Here is a 24,569-nt window from a genome sequence, read left to right on the forward strand (position 1 = left end):
GGCAACGATCTATATATATCTTGCCTTACAGATTTTTTTTTGCTCACTTTTTCAGTGCCATTGGACTTTAGTCCTTAGAGAGAGGACTGAAGTCCTCACTACAAACAGGGTTGAGTGTGGGGAATTAACCTGATATCGCACTTACTTTAAATCCAGCAATCCGCTAGTTTTTAGCTTGGGATTAAACCGGATTTCTTCAGTTACGCCGCGAGCTTTCAACAGCGATAAAATTTCATTTTCCACGCGCCGCGCGACATTTTTCAACAATTTATCTTTGGCAATTTCATCGGCGAAGATACCTTCATAATTTGCCGTTTCTTGGGCGGTCATCACAGTTTTGGTGTCGATGGGATCGTTCCACTTGGCAGCATCGACACCGTTACCCTGGGGTTGGGAACCGTTTTCGGCAATCCAACTTTCTCTAATACTTTCTAGAATAGTGCGGCTGGGCTTGTCAATAGTTTGGACTTTCAGCCAGTAGCAATATTGGGTTTGGCGTACCAAATGCTGTTTAAGGCTGAGGTAAATGTCGCGAGAATAGCCGACAAATTGCAGCACTTTGTCGTTGTCAAAAATCGAGTAGACACCGATTTTTCCCTGGACAAAATCGGGCAATTTTCCCTCGGAGTCTATGTAGGGAATGAATTCTAAGCTGGCGAGAGATTGAATGTCTTCTGTCATCCGATTTTAGATTTTAGATTTTAGATTTTAGATTAAACCACAGATTAACCAGCCTTTACCTAACTCTTAAAAACTCGATAAATTGCACAGAGGCGGCTGGGTTTAAATATTTTGGCTTGGAACATGAAATTAGGCGGGACGTTGACGATCGCAAAATCGCTCGATTCGTGATACTTTTCAAATTCCGCAGGCATTCCCTTCGGCGTCTCGCTGCTGTAAGGGACTGGCTGAAAAAGTAACTCGGCAAACTCAATGCGCGAACACTGCAATTGTAGGGCTACTTGTTGGAGAAAGCTTTCACCTGTTAACAAACCGAACAGTGCAGTTTTAGCCTCTGGTTCGAGGACAAAACTGCTATCGTAGCTTTCAATAATCTTAAGACCCATTTTCTCTATACTCCTGACAGATGGCGGTGAATGGTTATTGGTTAACTGTTGAGCGATCGACTTAATCCTGAATTTTACCTGAGACTGAGCGTTTTAAACGCAGAACGTATTCGGCAGGAGGTCAATCGATTTTAGATTTTAGATTTTAGATTTTAGAATTGAAGCATTGACCCCACGGATAAATTCTGGGGGCAAGTTTCATCGGATACAGGTTTTTTATTTCTGGACGGATGAATCCGGCGGCTTGTATCCTGGATGCTTTCGGTCAATTAAAATACCACAATCAGGAAATTTTGACAAATAGGCCTGATTTATTTGCCGATCGCTTTTATCATGTCCGTATCGCCATCTATCCGACTACGACTAAAAGGCTATGCAGAAGATTGAAAAAGCATCATTCCCAGCTTCCAGAAGTGCCCCGAACCAGCCGGACTGGCTAGAATTGGCAGAATACGCCTCGGTTGGTGGTTCAGCGATTGGCACGATTGCTGCTGTATTGTCGGGCCAAATTCTCTACGCTGCCGCCCCCTTAACTGCAGCACTCTCCCTAAATCTCGCCAATCGCCAGCGTTTCGAGCAACAAATGCAACAAAAGGCAAATTCTGCGATTACGGACGTACAGGCGGCAGTAGAACGTCGCTCGCAGCAAGTTCAGATACTACCTGGAGAACCTGCGGAACTCTACACCGCCGTCTCCGACTTGCAGCAGAAACTCGTCGGCTTGGAATCCGGCGTCATAGCCGAGGTACAAGCTGCCGTAGCCTCCCTCGAACGCCAAGCCCAGGCGCTGCCAGCAGATTCTCAGGATTTCAACACGCAACTGTCGGATTTGCAGCAAAAACTCCGCATTTTGGAAAATAGCGCCCTGAGAGAGCATGATTGGGAAAATGTCAACGTCCGATTTTTATTGATGGGCGAACAGTTAACTGAAGTTAAAACTATTACGGCTCAGTTACAGGAGCGATCGAACGAAGTAGACTTGGATCAAATCCAAGGTTCTCTCAAGCAATTGCAGGATTTGCTCGATCGACCCACAATAGACACAGGGATGTTGCAAACCGAGATTCAGCAGTTGCAGCAGCAAGTTTCCGAGTTGCAGAGGCAAAATCAAGAAATTGTCAAGCCTTACTTGCAGCGTCTGACTCGCGCCGTGAAGAAACTATCAGCAAATTAGTCTTAGTTATTAATCTTTCGTAGGGTGCGCAATGCGCACATTCCCTCTTTCCTTCGTAAGGTGGTCAATCCGCACATTCCCCAGTCATTCGTAGGGTGCGCAATGCGCACCTTACCAATTATCAATTACCCGTTACTAAATTTTTGCCAAGCTTGCCAGAAAACATAAATCGATAAGATTGCCAAGAGCGATCGAAAAGCTAAACTAACAATACGATCGGGCAATCTCGGCAAAAACCGCGTGCTCACCTGGGCGCCCAACAAACCGCCACCACCCAGAATCAACCCTACAACCCAAAAAACATTACCGCGCGCCGCGTGTCCCGCCGTCGCCGAAATTGCCGTGATGACGATGACGCCCAAGCTGGTTTGGATTGCGGTTTTAATGCTTTCTCCTAATAGCAAAATTTGCAGGGGAACCATAATCACGCCGCCGCCTACGCCGAACAAACCCGCTAATAAACCCGCCGCACTGCCGGTAGCAATTTTAGCAAAGGTTGGATTGAATAAAATATTAGAATTATTGGGTAATTCGTGATTAGTAATTGGTAATTGAGCCTTGTCTCCTTGTCCCGCTTCTCCTCCTATTTCCCCTTGTTCTGCTTCCGCTTTCTTCTTAGCTGTCAGGTGCTTGCGAACTTCAATCAAATAAATATTCAGCCACAGCAACAGCCCAAAAGTAAGTAACAGCAAGTAAGGCGGAAAAAGCCCCGCCAAATAAGCACCGATTTGTGCGGTGATGACGGCGGGAAATCCGATGCCTGCGACTTGGCTCAAGCTGAGGTAGCCCATGCGCCAATTCTGGATGCTGCCAGAAATAGCTGTAATGACGATCGACAAACCGCTAGTAGCAACCGCTTCCACCGGATCGTAATTGAGAGCCACCAACAAAGGCACGAGCACCGTACCGCCACCAATACCTAAAAATCCAGCTAGAATTCCGGCAAAAATTCCGGCCGCACCCAACATCAATAATTCACTGATAGTCATTAGTCATTAGTCAACAGTTAACAGTCCACAGTCCACAGTCAACAGTTAACAGTTAACAGTTAACAGTCAACAATCAAATTTTAAGAATCATTAGTCGTGCCGTCCGGCATAATTGCCCGCCTCAAATCTGCATCGCGGAAGTTAGTTCGATTGAGATTAGCATCAATCAAAACCGCTTCCAACAAAACAGCCCCGCTAAAATTAGACCAGCACAGCTTAGCACGGTACAAATTAGCACCGCTCAAATTAGCTCTTGCCAGCGTTGACCAACTCACATTAGCAACTCTCAAATTAGCATTGCTCAGATTAGCTTCGCTCAGATTAGCTCCAATCATCGTTACTTGGCGCAAGTCTGCACCAGTCAGGTTGGCCCCGCTCACCATCGCCCCGCTGAGAATTGCCTGAGTCAGATTAGCTCTTTCTAAAAGCGACTCGCTGAGGATAGCATTTGTCAGGTTTACCGCTTTGAGAGTTGACCAACTCAAATTTGCCTTCATCAAATTAACGCGAATCATGCTAGCGTCGGTTAAGTTGGCCGCAAACAAATTCGCTTCGGTAAAGTTGGCTTCGGTCAAATTAGCTTCGGTCAAATTAGCCTTGGTCATGTTGACTTCTCTCGCCATTGAGCCGCGCAGGTTGGCTCCCATCAGGTTAGCCCCGCTGAGATTGGCGCGGCTCAAATCGGTACCGATGAGATTTGCTTCGCTGAGGTTGGCTTCTGTCATGTCCACCCCTGCCAATTTCACCTCGCGCAAGTTCGTTCCCGTCAGGTTAGCGCCTTTGAGGTTTGCGTCTTGGAAATTCGCTCTGGTAAAGTTAGCCTCGCTGAGGTTTACCCCTTTTAAGTCGGCCCCGACGAGGTTAATCTCTCGAAAATTTCTTTCTCCGGCCGCATATTGCCTCAGAATTCGATCGGCCTCCATGTCATTCGCCTCGCAATTTTTTTTAAACGTTAGAGTGATGGGTGTTACCACATCATCCCAGATAACTACGGTATTCACTCTGCACGCTGTAGTATCTGTAGAATCTTTGCATTGCTTTCCGGGCACTGCTGTGCCACTGCCTCCTAAAAGGTCTGACAAATATCAAAGCTTCTGAGAAAATCAACAATAGGGTAAAACTCTCGGCGCTCGGCACTGAGTCAGTCGATTTTAGATTTTAGATTTTAGATTTGCTCGACAGATTCATCTGGGAGCCGGAACTTTGGTCTAAAATTATGGGCTCACCACGACGATTATCGGAAACTTGTATTCGTTTTTGGGCGAGCTGACAACTGTCAACTGTCAAATGTCAACAGACAAAGGAAATTTTAAAATGCCTGAAAATTTGAGAAGCCAAGCTGTGACTGGGGGTGTGCAGCGCGCGCCCAACCGAGCAATGCTGCGGGCAGTCGGTTTTGGTGACGGCGATTTCACTAAGCCGATTGTGGGGATTGCCAACGGGTACAGCACAATTACGCCCTGCAATATGGGATTGAACGACCTCGCTTTGCGGGCTATTGCGGGTGCAAGGGAAGCCGGCGCGATGCCGCAGATGTTCGGTACGATTACTATCAGCGACGGAATCTCAATGGGAACTCAAGGGATGAAATATTCTCTGGTGTCGAGAGATGTGATTGCCGATTCCATCGAAACTGTTTGCAACGGCCAAAGTATGGACGGGGTGCTGGCTGTCGGCGGTTGCGATAAAAATATGCCGGGGGCGATGATTGCGATCGCCCGCATGAACATTCCTGCTATTTTTGTTTACGGTGGCACGATCAAACCCGGACACCACAACGGAAAGGATTTAACCGTTGTCAGCGCTTTTGAAGCAGTCGGTCAATTCAGCGCGGGCAAAATTGACCAAACAGAACTCAATGCAGTGGAACAGAATGCTTGTCCGGGTGCAGGTTCTTGCGGCGGAATGTTCACAGCCAATACGATGTCGAGTGCTTTTGAAGCGATGGGCATGAGTTTGCCTTATTCTTCGACAATGGCTGCTGAGGATGCCGAAAAAGCTGACAGCGCTGCCGAATCTGCAAAAGTTGTCGTGGAAGCGATCCGCAAACAGTTGTTACCGAGCCAAATTTTGACACGAGCGGCCTTTGAAAATGCGATCGCGGTAATTATGGCAGTCGGCGGTTCAACCAATGCTGTGCTGCATTTATTAGCCATTTCCAATGCGATCGGAGTTGAACTGTCCCTCGACGATTTTGAAACTATTCGAGCGAAAGTGCCGGTGCTGTGCGACCTCAAACCAAGCGGCAAATACGTAGCAACCGATTTGCACAAAGCCGGCGGCATTCCCCAAGTAATGAAAATCCTGCTAGAACAGGGTTTGCTGCACCCAGACGCGCTGACAATTACCGGTCAAACTCTTGCGGAAGTGTTAGCAGATATTCCAGCCGAACCCCGCACCGACCAAGATGTCATCCGCCCTTGGAACAACCCGATTTACGCCCAAGGACATTTAGCGATTCTCAGGGGAAATCTGGCAACAGAAGGAGCCGTTGCTAAAATTACTGGCGTTAAAAAAGCGCAAATTACCGGCCCGGCGCGGGTATTTGAATCTGAAGAAGATTGTTTGGATGCAATTTTAGCGGGCAAAATTCAAGCCGGAGATGTGGTTATCGTCCGCTACGAAGGGCCCAAAGGCGGGCCGGGAATGCGCGAAATGTTAGCACCAACTTCGGCAATTATTGGCGCTGGTTTGGGGGATTCTGTAGGGTTAATTACTGACGGTCGCTTCTCTGGCGGAACTTACGGCCTGGTTGTCGGTCACGTTGCACCCGAAGCACAAGTTGGCGGGACAATTGCTCTGGTAAAAGAGGGCGATTCAATTACGATTGATGCTCAAAATCGCTTGTTGCAGCTCAATGTTTCTGATGCAGAATTGGAGCAGCGGCGGGCTCTTTGGCAGCCTCCTAAACCTCGCTATACTAAGGGCGTTTTGGCTAAATACGCTAAGTTGGTTTCTTCTAGCAGTCTTGGTGCTGTGACTGATTTGGGTTTGGGTTAAAGTAGGAAATTTTTAACCGCAGATCAAGGCAGATAAACGCAGATGAACGCAGATAAAATCCTATCTGCGTTCATCTGTGTCGCTAATATCTGCCGTTAAAAAATTCCAAATTAACTGCGCTGATTCAAAAAGCGGCCTGCCATCGACATGGCGTCAGTAATATCTACGTCGCCGTCTCCATCTGCATCTAAAAACGTATTCAAAACGGGATTTCCACCCTGGGCTGGATTTTGGGGGTTGCCACCGGTTTGTAGCAAATTCAGTATGAGCGGCACCAAAACAGGTATCATCGCCTGCACTGTGGCGTTATTCAAACCGGTTCTGTGGGCGATATCGTTCACTATCTGCGTGAGTTGGCCGACTCCGAACAAACTCTGTACCGCTTGCGGATTGGGATTTGTGCCGCTAAATTGGTTGACAACTTGTTGAGCTTGTGCATCTCCTGACTGCGCTCGCACGTTTTGCAATGCCGATCGCACATATCCGCCCAAAACCGACATCGCTAGCTGAGTCGTGCCCGTATTGACGCCCTGGTTGGTGCTCAACTGTTCTACCGCACCGAGAATGTTGCCCAACTGATTGGGACTTGCTTGTTGGTTGGGATTGTCGATCGCGCTCAAAATTTGGTCAAATAGTCCCATAATTTTCGCTCCGTACAGTGATTGCTCAACTTTAAATTATAGCAAATCCTGTTTTTCAAGATTACCGAAAATAGTTTTGATGTGGGTCTTATAACTCATCTCTTGGCGTAGCGACAGTCATTCAAGCAGCAATCTCATACCATTTTAGATTTTAGATTTTAGATTTTAGAGGTGGAATGAATTCTGACATCAGAGTGGAGAGCTTGCTGGCAGTTGCATTCTTTTTTCAAACAGGGATAAAACGGATGATTTTTAAGTTTTTACAGTTCCTCTTTTTTCAGCCTTGGTTGGCACTTTCTCGTTGCCTATGGAATTTGATTCCCGAGCAATTGGAGGTTGTAAGAGCGTATTTTGCCTTAAATCCCCCTGCTTAATCGGCAGCGCGATCGAAAATTCCGTCCCCGTTCCCACCTCCGACCAAAAGTTAATTGTCCCCCCGTGTTTCTTGACGATAATTTCGCGACCAATTGCCAATCCCAAACCAGTACCCACACCTCTCGGTTTAGTAGTAAAGAATGTTTCAAACATTTTTTCTTGACTCTCTGGTGCTATTCCCGTACCGTTATCAGAAATTCGCACTACCACTGAGTCGTCGTCCAAGTATTCTGTAGCAATCACAATTCTCGGCGAAAAACTCGGTGCTTCCTGTTTCATTGACTCCGAAGCCGATTGTTTTTTCGCCTCGGCTGAGCTGGATTTCTCACTTTTTGCTTTCTCTTCCACAGCATCTAGTGCATTGTTCAGAAGATTCACAAATACCTGGTAAAGCAAACCCATATAGCCTTCAACAGTCGGAATATCCCCGTAATTTCGCACCACTTCAATGCCCTGTTTGATGCGGCTGTTGAGAATCAGCAAACTGCTGTCTATGCAGGCGTGCAAATCGACGGGATGAGGGGCGGCATCGTCGAGGCGAGAAAAATCTTTCAAGCTTAAGATAATAGCTTTGGCTCTTTCAGCACCTACTTGCATCGAGTCAAATATTTTGATCAAATCTTCTTTGAGAAAATCGATGTCTATTTCTTCGCCTTTCTCGATCACTGCGGCAGGGGGGTTGGGAATTTCTGTTTCGTAAGTTTTGAGCAAATCTAAAATATCTTCAACATAATTTCTGGCCGGATCGATATTGGCATAAATAAAATTGATTGGGTTGTTAACTTCGTGAGCAACACCGGCTAACATCCGCCCCAAAGTTGCCATTTTTTCATTTTGAAGTATCTGGGTTTGTTGTTCAGATTTCAATTCTTGTAGCAACTGATTTACTTTCTGAATCAGTTGATTCAGCGAAGCTGCTAATACTCCGACTTCATCGGTGCTGGTAACAGGTACTTGCAACTGAAAATTCGATTCTTCAGTCACTCGCTGAGCAATTTTAGTTACAGCGGCGAGGGGTTTGGCGATCGCCCGACTGGTGAAACCTGCTAGCAGTGCTGCAACGACGATCGACAGTGCCATGCTACCCAAAATTATTTGCACCCGCAGCGCCTGGGCTCGCAGCAGATCCTGCCGCCCTGCATCTTCTTGCTCTTGGGCGCGATCGATAATTTCTGCTATATCATTGACCGCCCTATCTAGTTGCAACCCTATTTTATCTCGATCTAAATTCGACAGCAACTTACGTTTTACAAGTTGTTGAGCGGGGTTATTGGGCAATTTACTAATTTCTTTATTAACTGTTTCTATTCGAGCAAGATAATTAGATAATAGCGAAGCGCAAGTTTTTTTAAATTGTTTTATGCCTTCTATGTCTTCCATGTATTTAGAGTTTTTGACTTCAAATAATAACAACTTCAATTTGTAAATGTTGTCTTGTAGTTGTTCGTATTTATTGTCAAAATTTTTGGGTTGTTCTAGCCCGTAGATAAGCCATTCTTGGCTGTTTTTAGTTCGCAGTAAAGCCACCTGTAACTTATTTAAAAGCTGAGTTTCTCGCTCGATGTGTACTTGATTGTTAGTTCTGCGATAGTAATGAGTGCCCACCAACATCCCGATAGTCGTTCCCCCAATCGCAACACAAAGAGCCAGTGCGTAGCCGCTGCTGATTTTGTCGCGAATACTGAGGTTGCCCAAGGAATGGGCTATGTGAGCGAAATAATTGGGCTTGAGTGGCTGGCTCTCTTTGATGTTATGCTCGCAAGAGGTAGAGAGTTCTTGTGAAGGCTGATTTAGATGTTTGAGCTGCATAGATGCTAACCTGTGAATAATTCACGCACTGACAATTCAGTCTAACTTAACTCGCGGCTGATTTGAGAGTACCGCATAGATACTTAATTTGATAATTTTTGTGAATTAGGATGCTCTTACCCTGCCTAAGAAACCCGGTTTCTCGTTTCCGCTTTCGGAGCTTCCAAGACCCACTTACGTTAACAAACCTGGTTTCTCTGTACTTAATGTCATATTTTTTTATTAATAAAAAACTATTGCTAGACTTGCGAGCGAATAACTCACTGAATAAATAAGTAGGTAGATGCAAATAAGCCAGCCTGCAGTTCTGTCTAGTAATAAGGTGTAGCTTAAGTAGGTAGGCGGGAAAAATAATCTTTATGTAACTAAATATTAAGTAGCGTGAACAAACTTAAATTTAACACGTTGCCTACGGTAGTTTCCTATTTCTCCTCTACCTTCTAATCCATGAATTACGGCGTGGCGACTTCTAACTTCGAGTCAAATATATCTCCCGTTAATTCATCTTTTTTTTTCATAGGTTGCCACTCCAATTCAATAGGGTTCCTTTCTACCCAATTTTGGGATAAAAAAATATGTGAAACCTATTTTCTTGTTTTTATTCTAACTGGCGGAATTCTTGACATCGGTGTATCAGCAGTTGTTGTAGATAGATGATTATTCGGGAGCGTCTACTTTTTTGAGCATATTTTGGGGGTTATTGCTCCATCATATTAATCTAAACTTTCGCTAAATATAACCAAACTTGTCAACAGTAAACCCAGCTAATTTAATGTTATAACAATAGTGCGGACATTTTTCAATTACTAACCGCATAATGGGGGTTTTAGCCTTCTCATTGAAGTCAAATACTAACGGTAAAATGAGGGTTTTAGCCTCTGGATCAAAAACGGTTCGGGGAAGTGAATTAATTAACAATAATTATAAAAATTTATTGTTGGGCTAGTTATTTTATAACAAGGTTTAATCTAGCTCTTTTAAGCGTTCTAATTTTCAAGTAATGCGCTTAGAAAATGCCAGAGTCTTTGTTCATTGTTTTCTCCCACTACACGAGATATTGCGGGAGCATCTCATATTTGTAAAAACACTTCTTCTGGCTCCTTCCTTCTTCCTCTTTTCTCCTGGCTCCTGACTCCTGACTCCTAACTCCTATTTTGGGCTTGGCTGCAAAAGTGAGATGCTCCCGATATTGCTGGTAGTATTTGACGCTTCATATCACATAATCGGCACATGAAAGTAATTAAAATTCTCACAGTTTATCACTTTAGGAAGAGTGTTACTTATGCTAGGTATAACTAACAGTAATCGTCAATCGTCAACAAATTTTATCTTTACGGCGAGTTCTCGGAGCTTCAACAGAGTCGTAAAGGGTTGACGGCACTTGCTCTTTTTATTATCTCAAGAAAGTGATGAAAGAGCGTTACCTTAGAGTCGCCGAATTTCCCTAACTCATTTTATGCAGGAGCCAACAGTAAGTAAATATAATATCTAGAGAATGTCGTGCAGCTAAGTAACTCTTATCGTTACTAGGGCTGACCCTAGGCTACGCTATCAGCTCATGTGTTTAAGGCGAAGTGTTTAAAAAAATAATCAGCAATAAAACCCTATAAACTCATGTTCATGCGTACTACGGCTCTGACTCCAATAGAGCTCAGGACTGCGATCGTCCGGGAACCATTGGTGGTTTCGCCCGATAGGACGGTGATAAATGCGATCGCCCAAATGAGCGGCGTGCGATCGCTCTGCAACACCCCTAGAACTGCCGACGGTCAACTCGACGACCTCCACCTAGAGGCGCGATCGAGTTGCGTGTTGGTAGTGGAAAACGAGCAATTGGTCGGCGTACTGACGGAGCGAGACGTGGTGCGGCTCAGTGCTGGGCAGCGTTCCTTGGAGAATTTGGCGCTCCGGGAGGTGATGGCACATCCCGTCGTCACCCTCCGCGAGTCCGCCTTCACCGATTTATTTTTGGCGATTAATCTGCTCCAGCAGCACCAAATTCGCCATTTGCCCATCCTGGACGAGCACGATCGCCTAGTGGGCCTAGTGACTCACGAAAGCCTGCGCCAAACCTCTCGACCGATCGACCTGCTGCGGTTGCGTATAGTAGCAGAAGTGATGACCCGCGAAGTGATTTGTGCTGCGCCAGATTCTTCCCTACTGGCGATTGCTCAACTTATGGCAGAGCATCGCGTCAGTTCCGTGATGATCGTGCACCCAGGCGGAATCTCTACTGAACCGCTACAAATTCCAGTGGGGATTCTCACCGAGCGGGATATTGTGCAATTTCAGGCCTTGGGCTTGAACCTGGAAACCTGTCTAGCTCAGGCGGTAATGAGTACGCCGATTTTTGCCGTTAGACCCGACGATTCGCTCTGGACTGTGCAGGAGATCGTGGAGCAGCGATCGATCCGTCGGTTGGCGGTGACAGGGGAGTTAGGAGAACTATTAGGCATCGTCACCCAGACCAGTTTGCTGCAAGCCCTCAACCCGCTGGAGCTATACAAACTGGTCCAGAAGTGGGAAGAGAAGGTGGTGCGCCTAGAGGCGGAAAAGGTGGCTCTGCTGGCAAATCGCAACCTTGAACTCGAGCAGCAGGTGGAAGCTCGGACAGTCGCCCTCAAAGCAAAGGCCGATCGAGAGCAACTTCTCAATACCATTGCCGAGCAGATCCGCTCCTCCCTGAATTTGTCAGATATTCTGCAGACTACGGTGCAGGAAATTCACTCGCTTCTGGGATGCGATCGCGTCATCATTTACCAGTTTCGGCCTGACTTGAGCGGCACGGTGATTGCGGAAGCGATTACTGACACGGCGCGATCGGTGCTCCATAGGGAAGCCCACGATCCTTGCATGAGCCCAGAATGGCTTGAACCCTATCGCCAGGGCAGAATTCGCGTCATCAACGACATCTACGGCGAAGAAATGACCCTGTGCCATCAGGAAATGTTAGTGGGGTTTGATATTCGCGCCAAGCTGATGGTGCCGATCGTAATTGAGCAACAACTGCGCGGATTAATGATCGCCAGTTATCGAGCCACTCCACACTCTTGGACGACTGAGGAGATCGAACTCCTGCGACAAGTTTCTCTACAGGTGGCGATCGCCCTTGGGCAATCCCTGATCCAGCAAAAATTGCAGAATGAACTGGTAAAGCGACAGCGGATCGAAGCCACCCTGATCGAGAGCGAACAACGCTACGCCGCCCTTGCCGCTGCTGCTCCTGTGGGGATTTTTCGCACCGATGCCGAGGGGCTATGCACCTATGTCAACGATCGCTACTTTCAGCTCAGCGGACTCAGACCAGGAGCCACTATCGCACAGGGATGGCAACAAGGAGTACACCCGGACGATCGCGATTTGGTTATCGCCCAATGGGAGCAATTCATTCAAGGGTACCGCTCTTTTGAACTCGAATTTCGCTTTCAACGTCCCGACGGTACGGTAACGTGGGTTTATGGGCAGTGCGTCGCCGAACTCGATGCCAATGGACATCGGAGCGGCTATATAGGCACCATTACCGACATTAGCGATCGCAAACGAACAGAAGCCTTCCTGCAAGAAAGCGAAGAACGCTACGCCAGCCTAGTGGAAGCCGTACCCGTGGGGATTTTCCGCGCTGATGCTGTGGGCAAGTGCATCTACCTTAACGATTGGTGGTGTCTGATCAGCGGACTCACCCCAAAAACCGCCATCGGGGAAGGATGGCAACAAGGGCTACACCCCGACGATCGCGATTGGGTCATCGCCGAATGGGAGCAATCTCTCCAAGAAAAAGGCTCTTTCCAACTCGAATATCGCTTTCAACATCCCGACGGTGGTGTGGCTTGGGTATATGGGCAGTCCGTTGCCGAACTGGATGCAGACGGGCAAGTAGTCGGGTATGTAGGAACTATTACAGACATTAGCGATCGCAAACTTGCCGAACAACAACTCCAGCAACTCAACCAACAGCTAGAAACCAAAGTCGCAGAACGCACCCAAGAGCTTTCGCAAGTCAACAGCCTGCAACGCGCCATCCTCGATGGTGCTGATTACTCCATCATCTCCACTGACCCAACTGGCATCATCCAGACCTTTAATGCTGGAGCCGAAAGGATGCTGGGTTACAGTGCTCGAGAAATCATCGGCAAAGCCACCCCCGCACTCTTCCACGATGCAAATGAGATAATTGACCGGGCAGCATCACTATCTGCCGAACTAGGGCAAAATATTCCCCCCGGCTTTGAGGTTCTTGTTGCCAAAGCACGTCAAGCTATTGTCCGCGAAGAAGAGTGGAGCTATATCCGCAAAGATGGTTGTCGATTTCCTATGTCGCTATCCGTCACCGCCCTCAAGGATGTCAATCAGCAAATTATCGGCTTTTTAGGCATCGCCAAAGATATTAGCGATCGCAAACGTGCAGAAGTGGAACTACAGAAAGTATCGGATCGCCTCGCTTTGTCTCTCAAATCAGGGGCGATCGGCTGTTGGGACTTCGATCTTGTACAGAACACCGTCTTTTGGGATGAGCGGATGTACGAACTATACGGTGTCACAAAACAATCTGATTCCCCTCTGCCTTACGACATTTGGGCAAACCGGTTACATCCCGAAGACCGCACCGCCATCGAAACATTGCTCCAGCAAGCCGTCTTAGGACAGGCAGAATACGATACCGAGTTTCGAGTGTTGCATCCCGATGGCAGCCTCCACTTTATTAAAGCCAATGGAGTGGTGGTGCGAGATGCCCAAAGCAATCCCCAGAGCATGATTGGGATCAACTTTGATATTAGCGATCGCAAACAAGCTGAACTCGAACGACAGCAGTTAATTCAAGAATTATCAGCCTTTAAACAGGCTTTGGATCAGTCTGCCATTGTGGTCATCACCGATCGCGAAGGGGTGATCTCCTACGTCAACGATCGCTTCTGTGTAGTCTCTGGCTACTCCCGCGATGAACTGATCGGACAAACCCATCGCATTGTCAACTCTGGCTATCATCCCCCTGCTTTTTTCCAAGACTTGTGGCGCACCATTAACAGGGGTCAGATTTGGCGCGGTGAAATTTGCAATCGGGCAAAAAACGGTAGCCTGTACTGGGTTGCCACCACCATCGTCCCCTTTTTGGACGAACAAGGGCGACCTTTTCAGTATCTAGCCATTCGCTTCGACATTACCGATCGCAAGTTGGCCGAAGCAACGCTTCGGCAGGAAAATACTTTCCGTCAACAAATTGTAGAAAACATGGCAGAAGGGCTGTGCGTTTTCCATCAAGTTGAGGAGTTTCCCTTTATCCGCTTCACAGTCTGGAATCAGCAAATGCAAACGATTACGGGTTACACCTTAGAAGAAATTAACCGTCTGGGGGCGTATCAAACCTTGTACCCGAATCTAGAAGATCGAGAACAGGCGATCGCCACCTGTAGACAGATGCAGCCGATGGCTGTGGAAAGGGAAATCCAGCGTCAAGATGGACAGCGGCGCACTATCTCCATTTCCACCTCTGTCCTATCGGGTGATGATGGACATCTCTATTCGCTGGCCCTGATCCAAGACATTACCCATCGCCAACAGACAGAGCGAGAAAATCGCCTGTTGAAAGAACGCCTCGAATTTCTTCTGGCATCCAGTCCCGCGATGATCTATAGCTGTAAGCCCTATCGCGACTATGACTCAACCTTCATCAGCAAAAATATCGAAACCATTTTGGGCTACAAGCCAAAAGAAGTTGTATCGACCCCCAGCTTCTGGATTAACCATCTTCACCCCGAAGATGCCTCTAGAGTTTTGGCCGATCTATCGGCTCTCTTTGAGTACGACACTCATCAGCATGAATATCGATTTTTGCATCGCGATGGTTACTACGTTTGGATACGGGATGCAATGCGCCTGGTGCGAGATGAACAAGGTCGCCCAACCGAGATTGTTGGCTATTTTGCCGATATTAGCGATGTCAAACAAACCGAAGAAACCCTAAAAATACAACTGGCGGCAATTGAGGCGGCGATCGAGGGCATTGCGATTCTCCAAGCAGATACCTACCTCTATTTGAATCAAGCCCATCTAGAACTGTTTGGCTACGAACATCCCCAAGAACTGCTGGGCAAAAACTGGCAACTTTTGTATTCCCAACAGGAGTTAGAACGGTTTGAGCGGGAACTCTTGCCGGTGCTGAGGCGCGATCGCGCTTGGGAGGGAGAGGCGATCGCCACCCGCAAAGATGGCTCTACCTTTGCCGAAGGCTTATCCCTCACCCTCACCGAGGATGGATTATTGATTTGTGTATGCCGCGATATCAGCGATCGCAAACAGATTGAAGCCGAATTAGCAGAGAGTGAAGCTAAATTCCGGCGGCTCGTAGAAGGGGTTAATGATTTGATCTGGTCATGTGAACCCGATGGCAGACTCACTTATGTGTCACCGCAATTCAAGACGATGTTTGGCTGGGACGAGAGTGCATGGATTGGTAAGTCGTTTATATATCTGGTGCATCCAGACGATCGCCCAATGGTAGTTACTGGTTATCGGGAGAATATCAAATTTGGTAAAAAGTCAAGTGATTATGAGTTCCGACACCGCCACCGAGATGGCAATTATGTCTGGGTGAGAAGCAGCGCCACACCCGTTATAAATGCTGAAGGGGAATTGATTAGCATCCAGGGAATTTTATCGGATATCAGCGATCGCAAACAAGCTGAACTCGCCAGGGAAAGCAGTGAAATGCGCTTCCGCCGGGTGTTTGATTCCTGTGTGAGCGGCATGATGTTTGCCGATTTTCAGGGGAAAATTACCGATGCCAACGATCGCTTCTTACAGATGGTTGGCTACACTAGGGAGGAACTAAATGCTGGGATGATTCATTGGGATGCTATGACCCCCCCCGAATATCTCCCCGCTGATTTTTTAGCGATCGAGCGCCTGACACAGGAGGGCGAGATCGAGTCCTTGGAAAAGGAATACTACCGTAAGGATGGCAGCCGGATTTCTGTCCTGCTCGGAGCCGCACTTCTTCCAGGCTCAGAGGATCAAACTATTTGTGTATTAGTAGACATCAGCGATCGCAAACAGGCCCAGAAGGCTTTGCAGGAATCTCAGCAGTTTCTGCAAACGGTACTCGATACCATCCCGCTTTCGGTGTTTTGGAAGAATCGAGAGTCGGTTTTTTTAGGATGCAATCAGCAGTTTGCCATAACTCTAGGCTTGCCATCTACGACCGAAAGTATAGGTAAAAGAGATTTAGATATTTGCCAGAAAGAAGTGGAGGCGCACGAGTATTGTGCGATGGATCGGCGGTTAATCGAAACGGGTGAAGCTATATTAGGGATCGAAGAAACCCTAACCCTACCCAATGGTAAACCAATATTTCTCGAAACCCACAAGGCTCCCCTGCGAGACTGCTCAGGTAATATTATTGGTCTGGTAGGCACGTTTCAGGATATCACCGATCGCAAAGAAGCCGAAGCGAGATTCCAACAACAAGCAAAACAGGAACGTTTGCTGGGAGCGATTACTCAACGGATGCGATCGTCTCTGCATCTGGACGAGATTCTCAATAGCACTGTTGAGGAAATCCATCAGGTATTGCAATCAGACCGAACGCTGGTTTATCGGATTTTTCCTGAAGGGACGGGAGCTGCCATTGCTGAATCTGTTTCGCCAAATAGGCTTAAGCTCCTGGATATCCTCTTCCCAGAAGAGGTTTTCCCCGAAGAGAACTACGAGCGCTATATCCAAGGAAGAGTTTATGCCCTCAACGATAGCGAAGATGAAAACGAGTCAATCTTACCATGCTTGGTTGAATTCCTCGCAGACATCGAGGTCAGAGCCAAACTCGTAGTTCCAATTATTCAGAATCAAAACCTCTGGGGGTTGCTGATTGTTCATCAATGCGATCGTCCGCGCCAATGGCAAGACTGGGAAATCAATTTACTTAAACAAATTGCTAACCAATTAGCGATCGCAATTCAGCAATCTTACCTCTACGAACAGGTACAATCAGAATTGGCTATCCGCAAGCAAACAGAAAATGCGATCGCTTTACAACTGCAACGGCAGCGAACTTTGGGAGTCATCGCCCAGCAAATTCGCGAATCGTTGGATATTAACGAAATTTTGGCGACTGTGACACAGCAAGTCAAAGAAATCTTGCAAGGCGATCGGATCATCGTGTTCCGGGTATTTGGGGATGGCAGAAGTCAAATTGTTGAAGAAGCTGTGTCTAGCGAGTTCCCCGCGCTCAAAGACCATCACTGGGAGGACGAACTGTGGTCTCAAGAAATCCTGAACTGGTACTGGCAGGGCAAGCCCCGCATCGTCCCCGATGTAATGACCGATATCTGGACTGATTGCTTGGTGGAATACGCAACCGTTTGTCAAGTCCAGTCCAAAATCGTTGCACCTATCCTGCAAGAAGTCCGAAGCAGCGAAAGCCATAGATGGGTGGCCCCAGGACAAACCAAGAAGCTCTGGGGGGTTTTAGTCGTCCATGCCTGTCGAGAACAACGAGTGTGGCAAGAGTCTGAAGCGCAACTCCTGCAACAAATTGCCAACCAGTTGGCGATCGCAATTCAACAAGCTAGCCTATTTAAGCAGTTGCAGCAAGAACTCACCGAACGACAACAAGCCCAGCAGCAACTCACCGAGCGCAACCAACAACTGGGAGCCTCTAACGAAGAACTGGCCCGTGCTACCCGTCTCAAAGACGAATTCCTCGCCAACATGAGCCACGAACTCCGCACCCCCCTTAATGCCATTCTGGGCATGAGCGAGGGGCTACAAGATCAAGTCTTTGGCATCGTCAACGAACAACAAATCAAAGCTTTACAGACCATCGAGCGGAGTAGCTCTCACTTGCTAGAGTTAATCAACGACATTTTGGATGTCGCCAAAATTGAATCGGGTCAAATGGAGCTCGATTGCACCCCAGTTTCAATCAATCATCTCTGTCAATCCAGTCTGGCATTTATCAAACAACAAGCCCTGCAAAAACGCATCCAGCTAGAGATTAAAGTGCCACTCAATCTGCCCGACTTATTGATTGATGAACGGCGGATGCGCCAAGTCTTGATCAACCTGCTCAATAACGCTGTCAAATTCACTCCTAACGGAGGACGCATCACCGTAGAAGTCAGCGGTCAACTGCGCCGGCCCGACCCAGATTCTGTTGATTCCCCACCCCATTTTTTGGTCAAAGAGACTCTGCGAATTGCCGTCATCGATACAGGTATTGGTATTGCCCCAGAACATATCAACAAACTGTTTCAACCCTTTATCCAAATCGATGGCGCCCTGAATCGTCAATATGCTGGCACTGGCTTGGGGCTTGCCTTGGTGAAACGCATTGTCGAACTCCACGGCGGGCAGGTGGGGCTCACCAGCACTGTGGGTGTAGGAAGTTGCTTCAAGATCGACCTTCCCTGCACTGGTTGTGCGCCCTCCTCTGTTGACCTGGAATCCCAGACAGAGCCAAGCATCGAACCCAGCGGGCCCGAACAGGCAGGTTCTCCCTTAATCTTGCTGGCGGAAGACAACGAAGCCAATATCAATACGGTTTCGAGCTACCTGAGAGCTAAAGGCTATCGCATTCTCTTGGCTAAGGATGGAGAGGAGGCGATCGCCCTGGCCAAGTCTGAAAACCCCAATCTAATTTTGATGGACATTCAAATGCCTGGTATGGATGGTCTAGAAGCTATGCAGCAGATCCGCTGCGACCCAAATTTAGTTGATCTGCCGATCGTTGCCCTAACTGCCTTAGCGATGACGGGCGATCGCGATCGTTGTCTTGCCGCCGGAGCCAATGATTACCTCACCAAACCCGTCAAGCTGAAGCAATTGGCAAGCACTATTCAACAACTTTTAGCTTCTAAGTAAAGATAACCCGTGAACAGACCCTCCGTTTTAATCATTGATGACGATCCCAATAATTTTGATGTAATTGAAACCCTCTTGAGCGACCAAGACTATCAATTGCATTACGCTGCCAGCGGGCAAGAAGCGATCGCATCCCTCGACATATTTGAGCCTGATATTATTTTGCTGGATGTGATGATGCCAGGAATAGATGGTATCGAAGTTTGTCGGCAAATCAAAGCCATGTCAAAATGGCAAGCCGTTCCCATCATTATGGTGACAGCATTAAACTCAAAATCAGACCTTGCCCATTGTCTGACTGCCGGCGCTGACGACTTCATTAGTAAACCTGTAAATGCTATTGAACTGCGTGCCAGAGTTCACTGTATGCTGCGAATTAAGCACCAGTATGACGACCTGCAAAGCTTACTCAAATTGCGGGAAGATATGGTTAAAATGGTAGTCCACGATTTACGCAATCCCCTGGCTGGTATCTTGCTTGGCTTGGAACTCCTAAAAAGCGTAGAGTATCCTAGAGAAAAACAACAAACACAACTGGCTCGACTTTGCTCTTCAGCACAAGCAATACAGCTATTAATTGATGATTTATTGCAAATTGCTTTACTAGAATCAGGTAAAAATCGTCTCAATTACACAGAGGTTTATCTGTGCGATCTCGTAAAGTCTGCCCTATCAAACTTTGAAGCTATCGCTGCTAACAAAAATCAATCGCTGGTCGCTCAATTACCCGAAGAAACCAGTAGGAAAGTCTCGGTTGATGCCACCATGATACATCGAACCCTGGATAATCTTCTCTCGAATGCCATTAAGTTTTCCCCACCCAATAGTCAAATCATAGTGAATGTAGAATTCCTCACATCTGGCAAGGCCAAAATCCAGGTTATAGACTTGGGACCGGGTGTTCCTGATACATTGCAGCACAAGATTTTTGAGAAATACGAGATTGGAAGTTTGATGTCGGATATCTCTCAAATAGGGCTGGGTTTAGCTTTCTGTAAAATGGTCGTTGAGGCACATGGGGGCGAAATTTGTGTAAGAAGCAACCAACCACAAGGAGCCATTTTTGAAATCACTTTGGCAGCCTAGCTGAAGGCTAGCACGTGAATTAATCAAACTTTTTACATTGTTGAACGGGTGACAATTATGTCTCAATTTTCTATCTTAATTGTTGATGATGAGCCGGATAACTTTGATGTGATTGAAACTCTGTTATCAGAGCAGGATTATCAATTGCATTACGCTGCCAGCGGGCAAGAAGCGATCGCATCCCTCGACATATTTGAACCCGATCTTATTTTGCTGGATGTGATGATGCCGGGAATAGACGGCATCGAGATTTGTCGGCAAATCAAAGCCATGTCAAAATGGCAAGCCGTTCCCATCATTATGGTGACAGCATTAAGCTCAAAATCAGACCTTGCCAACTGTCTAGCTGCCGGAGCAGACGACTTCATCAGTAAACCTGTAAATGCTATTGAACTGCGTGCTCGCGTGCATTCAATGCTCAGAATCAAGCAACAGTATGATAATATCCAGAACTTATACCACATCCAAGAAAAGACCATTAATGTCTTGGAAAGCACCCTCAATGAGCTGCGTGGCAACTTAGCTTCTACTCTATCCCACGAACTGAACACGCCCCTCAATGGCATCTTAGGCACGATCGGGTTGCTCAAGGACGATATCGAAAACATGGATATCGCCCAAATCCGTGAGATATTAGGCTGGGCAAATGACTCTGCCCGTCGCCTAGAAAAATTAACGAAAAAATTCCTGATTTATTTAGGATTAGAACTATCCGCAAGCCAACAGCACAAGATCCAATCTGCCCAAACTCAATTTTCAGCTTCCGCCATTGAAACCGAGTTGAAATACCAAGCTCAGAAGGTCAACCGTAGCAACGATCTGTTGTTCACTCTTGAGGAAGCGGAGATCGCTCTATCAGAGCGATATCTATCAACGATGCTCCGTGAATTAATTGATAATGCACTGAAATTCTCCTCACCAGAGACAACCATTAAAGTTAGTAGTCAAGTCCTAGGGGAGATGCTGCATTTATCTGTACATGACTCTGGGCTGGGCATGACAGAAGAGCAAATTGCTAAAATTGGTGCCTTCATGCAGTTTGAGCGCAAGAAGTATGAGCAACAGGGTACTGGCATCGGCTTAAAAATTGTCCATAAAATAGTCGAACTGGCAGGAGGAGAGTTCTCAATTACCAGTATCTATCAAAAGGAAACAACGGTACATCTCACTCTGCCGATTGTCCGCAATTAGCATGAGTTTTTCTATCAAGTCCGGTGGCATCGTTATGGAGTTTGAGAAGGAATAAATTTGCTTTGCATGGGAGCGGCAACAGATTAAAAAAGATGAACTAGCAGGATAAATATTGGACTCCCAGTTAGAGCTTGCTTCTGCGCTAATTCATGGGGTAGAAGGTAAAGAAAAAACCGTACACAACCTTACACAACCTATTAAATTTAACTCGAATTACCCTACTTAATCTTTTGTTACATACTGGTGGCACATTTTCCCACCGACCTAGTTAGTTCTCGTGCAAGCTACAATTGCAGACTCCGGCGCGATCGCACTTTATCTGCACCCGCTACCACTAAAGCCCCGCAAATCGCGCCCGCAGTCGGACAGAATCGGGATTTGCGGGTTCGCGCAGTACGATCGGGCGCTTCGCCATTTTAGATTTTAGATTTTAGATTTTAGATTTGCAATGACTGATGACTATCGGCGTAATGTAAAAATCAAAGCATAACCATTTTATTTGCCACTCCCCTCATGCCTTTGCCGCGCCTGTTAACCTTAATTGCTGCTTTATGCCTCGCCCTGGGGCTGATTATTGGGCTGGTGAGTTCCTTAACAGGGCTTTACAGTCAAGTTGCGTGGTCTGCCTCTCCGCTGTTGGCTAATTTGCTGATTTTCCTGATAATTGTACTTTTGGGAACCCTAATTTTTGCGCTGGTTTACTATTTTAGGCTGCTGCAACGCCCTCAGAAAGTTAAGGGAAAACGGCCGATTACTCCGAAGGTTCCTGTTGTCAAAAGTGAAGCAGCTTCGGAAAATCTCAAAGCAATCAGGCAACAAGTCGATCGCATTCAAGATGAAGTAGCGCGGCAAGCTTTGCTGTTAAGAGCCCGCGAAATTGAAGCTAGCATGGCTCGCGGCAGCGTTCGAGTAGTTGTTTTCGGCACCGGTTCTGCGGGCAAAACTTCCGCTGTGAATGCGCTGGTGGGGCGGATGGCGGGACAGGTGGGCGCGCCGATGGGAACTACGGAAGTTGGGGAAACTTACACTCTGAAATTGAAAGGAATCGATCGAGAATTAGCAATTACTGATACCCCAGGTATCTTGGAAGCGGGAGTGGCGGGGACTTACAGAGAAGAATTGGCGAGGCAGTTGGCGGCGAGGGCAGATTTGATCTTATTTGTTTTGGACGGCGATTTGCGAAAATCCGAGTACGAACCGCTGCGGACTTTGGCGGAAATTGGCAAAAGGTCGATCGTGGTTTTTAATAAAGTTGACCTTTATCCAGACACCGACAGAGATGAAATTCTCGATCGACTGCGGCAGCGAGTCAAAGGTTTTGTAGCAGCAATGGATGTAGTAGCCATTAGCGCCAATCCGCAAAAAGTTGTACTAGAAGACGGCACAATTTTTCAGCCAGACCCGGATATTATGCCATTAATTCGGCGCGTCGCTGCGATTTTGCGAGCTGAAGGCGAAGACTTAATTGCGGATAATATTTTGCTGCAATCTCAGCACTTGGGAGACCAAGCGCGCAAGTTAATTGATGCTCAAAGAAGGCGGCAAGCTGATAAGGCAGTAGAGCGATTTCAGTGGATCGGAGCCGGAGTAATTGCTGTCACGCCTTTGCCAGTTGTGGATTTGTTAGCGACAGCAGCAGTTAACGCTCAAATGGTAGTAGAAATTGCCAAGATTTACGGCTGCGAATTAAATATCGATCGGGCCAAAGAATTGGCATTGTCTCTAGCAAAAACCCTAGCAAGTTTGGGAATAGTTGAAGGAGTAATTCAAGTAGTATCAAGGGCGCTGCAGTTAAGCGTAGCGGGGTTTGTACTGGGCAAGGCAATTCAAGCAGTCAGTGCCGCTTATTTAACCCGAATTGCTGGTAAAAGTTTTATTGAATATTTCCGCCATGACCAAGATTGGGGCGACGGCGGCATCGCCGAAGTCGTGCAGAGGCAGTTTCAGTTAAATCGTAAAGACGAGTTTGTCAAAGCATTTGTCAAAGATGCGATCGCCCGGGTTGTCGAACCTCTAAATATTTATCAGCAGGAATCGGAACCAGAATTAGAAATGTCAGCCCAATTAGAATCAGAAATAGAACCAGAAGCATTGTATCAACAGCAGCAATACGATGATTGGGAAACTTACAACAACAAACGAAAGGATGACTGGTAATGAGGCATTGGGAATTGGGCAAACAGGGAATTGAGAATTGGGTAATTACGATCGTTCAATGAGATGTTCCCTGAGTATGATTTGTTTAATTTTATTAAGAAATTTTACAATAATTTTACACCTCGGATAGACTCCGGGGAGATCAAATCAAACCGAGCGATCGGATGGAACATAATTTTGATAAGATTTAAGCTTGATAACAAAATTTGCTATTGTGCGTCCGGGTAAAAACAATGAGCGATCGACCAATTATTCTCGGTATTGTCGGAGACAGCGCAGCGGGCAAAACTACCCTGACGCGGGGAATTGCCCAAGTATTGGGGCCAGAAAATGTCACTGTGATTTGTACTGACGACTATCATCGCTACGACAGAAAGCAGCGGGCCGAAATCGGAATCACAGCATTGCATCCCGACTGTAATCACCTCGACATCATGCAGCAGCACCTCAGCCTGCTGCGTACCGGACAAGCAATTCTCAAACCCATCTACAACCACACGACAGGTACATTCGACCCGCCGGAATACATCAAGCCCAGCAAATTTGTAATAGTTGAAGGTTTGCTGGGTTACGCAACCCGAACAATCCGCGATTCTTACGACGTAAAAGTTTATCTTGCTCCTCCTGAAGAGTTGCGAACTCAGTGGAAAGTTAAGCGCGATGTCATGAAGCGCGGTTATACTGAAGAACAGGTGCTTGCAGAAATAAAAAAACGGGAACCCGACTCTGAAGACTTCATTCGTCCTCAGCGCAAATCTGCCGACGTTGTAGTTAGTTTTTACCCGCCCGAAGCGGACAATGAATCAAATTTGAGCGTCCGTTTAGTGCTCAGGCCGACAATTCCTCACCCTGATTTTACTGAAATTTTAGGTCGAGGTAGCGATAGTTTTCAACCTGCAATTCGCTTGGGACTCGATCGGGATATGGGCAAACCAGTTGACGTTTTGGAAGTAGACTCGCACGCTACCAGCGAGCAAGTAAACGAACTGGAAATGATTTTGTGCAGCGAGTTGCCCCACCTGCGCGGATTTTGCTCCGCCCAAGGCAACCCGGAAATTGGCAAACTGATCGGCACAACAGGCGAAGTTTTGCAAAGTTACCCGCTAGCTTTGACGCAGTTGCTAGTTGCATATCACATGATGAAAGCAATTCATGTGTATTAATTGAGTGATACAACTCGGCGGTTGAAACCGCTCAAGAGTCAAACTTTTGTCGGCGGCTCGACTGA

The 24,569-nt window shown here is 47.0% G+C and carries 13 protein-coding genes; 7 read left to right on the forward strand and 6 right to left on the reverse strand.

Features of this window, described 5'->3' with window-relative positions; genetic code table 11:
* Positions 1-141: 141 nt before the first annotated feature.
* Both QUB77_RS14680 and QUB77_RS14685 read right to left on the reverse strand, forming a co-directional pair.
* Positions 142-681 carry a GIY-YIG nuclease family protein gene (locus QUB77_RS14680; RefSeq protein WP_333177433.1) on the reverse strand — a complete coding sequence of 180 codons (540 nt, stop codon included), beginning with the start codon at positions 679-681 and terminating at the stop codon, positions 142-144.
* Positions 682-740: 59 nt separating this feature from the next.
* Complete coding sequence (locus tag QUB77_RS14685; RefSeq protein WP_333177431.1) at positions 741-1,067, reverse strand: hypothetical protein; 327 nt, start codon at positions 1,065-1,067, stop codon at positions 741-743.
* Positions 1,068-1,440: 373 nt separating this feature from the next.
* Here QUB77_RS14685 and QUB77_RS14690 point away from each other — a divergent pair, with 373 nt between their 5' ends.
* Positions 1,441-2,241, forward strand: a complete 801-nt coding sequence (locus QUB77_RS14690; RefSeq protein ID WP_333177429.1) for a hypothetical protein — start codon at positions 1,441-1,443, stop codon at positions 2,239-2,241.
* 125 nt (positions 2,242-2,366) lie between these two features.
* Here QUB77_RS14690 and QUB77_RS14695 read toward each other — a convergent pair whose 3' ends face one another.
* Both QUB77_RS14695 and QUB77_RS14700 read right to left on the reverse strand, forming a co-directional pair.
* Complete coding sequence (locus tag QUB77_RS14695; protein ID WP_333177427.1) at positions 2,367-3,230, reverse strand: sulfite exporter TauE/SafE family protein; 864 nt, start codon at positions 3,228-3,230, stop codon at positions 2,367-2,369.
* Positions 3,231-3,310: 80 nt separating this feature from the next.
* Positions 3,311-4,153 (reverse strand): pentapeptide repeat-containing protein, encoded by an 843-nt coding sequence (locus QUB77_RS14700; protein WP_333177441.1) that lies wholly within the window; start codon positions 4,151-4,153, stop codon positions 3,311-3,313.
* Between the two features lie 391 nt (positions 4,154-4,544).
* Here QUB77_RS14700 and ilvD point away from each other — a divergent pair, with 391 nt between their 5' ends.
* Entirely contained in the window at positions 4,545-6,230 is a 1,686-nt protein-coding gene (ilvD, locus tag QUB77_RS14705) for a dihydroxy-acid dehydratase (protein ID WP_333177440.1), read from the forward strand.
* Between the two features lie 110 nt (positions 6,231-6,340).
* Here ilvD and QUB77_RS14710 read toward each other — a convergent pair whose 3' ends face one another.
* A complete protein-coding gene (locus tag QUB77_RS14710; RefSeq protein WP_333177426.1) occupies positions 6,341-6,871 on the reverse strand; it encodes a hypothetical protein in 531 nt (176 codons plus the stop codon).
* 252 nt (positions 6,872-7,123) lie between these two features.
* Positions 7,124-9,055: an ATP-binding protein gene (locus tag QUB77_RS14715; protein WP_333177423.1), complete on the reverse strand. Its 1,932-nt coding sequence runs from the start codon at positions 9,053-9,055 to the stop codon at positions 7,124-7,126.
* A 1,614-nt stretch (positions 9,056-10,669) separates the two neighbouring features.
* Here QUB77_RS14715 and QUB77_RS14720 point away from each other — a divergent pair.
* The 5 genes from QUB77_RS14720 to QUB77_RS14740 all read left to right on the forward strand — a co-directional run bounded on the left by QUB77_RS14720 (position 10,670) and on the right by QUB77_RS14740 (position 24,504).
* On the forward strand, positions 10,670-18,907 hold the full coding sequence (locus QUB77_RS14720; protein WP_445251743.1) for a PAS domain S-box protein: 8,238 nt from the start codon (positions 10,670-10,672) through the stop codon (positions 18,905-18,907).
* A 9-nt stretch (positions 18,908-18,916) separates the two neighbouring features.
* Positions 18,917-19,993 carry a hybrid sensor histidine kinase/response regulator gene (locus tag QUB77_RS14725; RefSeq protein WP_333177417.1) on the forward strand — a complete coding sequence of 359 codons (1,077 nt, stop codon included), beginning with the start codon at positions 18,917-18,919 and terminating at the stop codon, positions 19,991-19,993.
* A gap of 57 nt (positions 19,994-20,050) precedes the next feature.
* Positions 20,051-21,184: a hybrid sensor histidine kinase/response regulator gene (locus tag QUB77_RS14730; protein WP_333177414.1), complete on the forward strand. Its 1,134-nt coding sequence runs from the start codon at positions 20,051-20,053 to the stop codon at positions 21,182-21,184.
* 513 nt (positions 21,185-21,697) lie between these two features.
* Positions 21,698-23,341 carry a GTP-binding protein gene (locus QUB77_RS14735; protein ID WP_333177411.1) on the forward strand — a complete coding sequence of 548 codons (1,644 nt, stop codon included), beginning with the start codon at positions 21,698-21,700 and terminating at the stop codon, positions 23,339-23,341.
* A 233-nt stretch (positions 23,342-23,574) separates the two neighbouring features.
* Positions 23,575-24,504: a phosphoribulokinase gene (locus QUB77_RS14740; RefSeq protein WP_333177408.1), complete on the forward strand. Its 930-nt coding sequence runs from the start codon at positions 23,575-23,577 to the stop codon at positions 24,502-24,504.
* Positions 24,505-24,569: the final 65 nt, after the last annotated feature.

This window comes from Microcoleus sp. AT9b-C3 (genome assembly GCF_036705485.1).
GTDB lineage: Bacteria > Cyanobacteriota > Cyanobacteriia > Cyanobacteriales > Microcoleaceae > Microcoleus.

Bases quoted from the DNA above. Each gene is read 5' to 3' on its own strand.
- QUB77_RS14680 (WP_333177433.1), bottom strand. From the start codon at position 681: ATGACAGAAGACATTCAATCTCTCGCCAGCTTAGAATTCATTCCCTAC.
- QUB77_RS14685 (WP_333177431.1), bottom strand. From the start codon at position 1,067: ATGGGTCTTAAGATTATTGAAAGCTACGATAGCAGTTTTGTCCTCGAA.
- QUB77_RS14690 (WP_333177429.1), top strand. From the start codon at position 1,441: ATGCAGAAGATTGAAAAAGCATCATTCCCAGCTTCCAGAAGTGCCCCG.
- QUB77_RS14695 (WP_333177427.1), bottom strand. From the start codon at position 3,230: ATGACTATCAGTGAATTATTGATGTTGGGTGCGGCCGGAATTTTTGCC.
- QUB77_RS14700 (WP_333177441.1), bottom strand. From the start codon at position 4,153: ATGGAGGCCGATCGAATTCTGAGGCAATATGCGGCCGGAGAAAGAAAT.
- ilvD (WP_333177440.1), top strand. From the start codon at position 4,545: ATGCCTGAAAATTTGAGAAGCCAAGCTGTGACTGGGGGTGTGCAGCGC.
- QUB77_RS14710 (WP_333177426.1), bottom strand. From the start codon at position 6,871: ATGGGACTATTTGACCAAATTTTGAGCGCGATCGACAATCCCAACCAA.
- QUB77_RS14715 (WP_333177423.1), bottom strand. From the start codon at position 9,055: ATGCAGCTCAAACATCTAAATCAGCCTTCACAAGAACTCTCTACCTCT.
- QUB77_RS14720 (WP_445251743.1), top strand. From the start codon at position 10,670: ATGTTCATGCGTACTACGGCTCTGACTCCAATAGAGCTCAGGACTGCG.
- QUB77_RS14730 (WP_333177414.1), top strand. From the start codon at position 20,051: ATGTCTCAATTTTCTATCTTAATTGTTGATGATGAGCCGGATAACTTT.
- QUB77_RS14735 (WP_333177411.1), top strand. From the start codon at position 21,698: ATGCCTTTGCCGCGCCTGTTAACCTTAATTGCTGCTTTATGCCTCGCC.
- QUB77_RS14740 (WP_333177408.1), top strand. From the start codon at position 23,575: ATGAGCGATCGACCAATTATTCTCGGTATTGTCGGAGACAGCGCAGCG.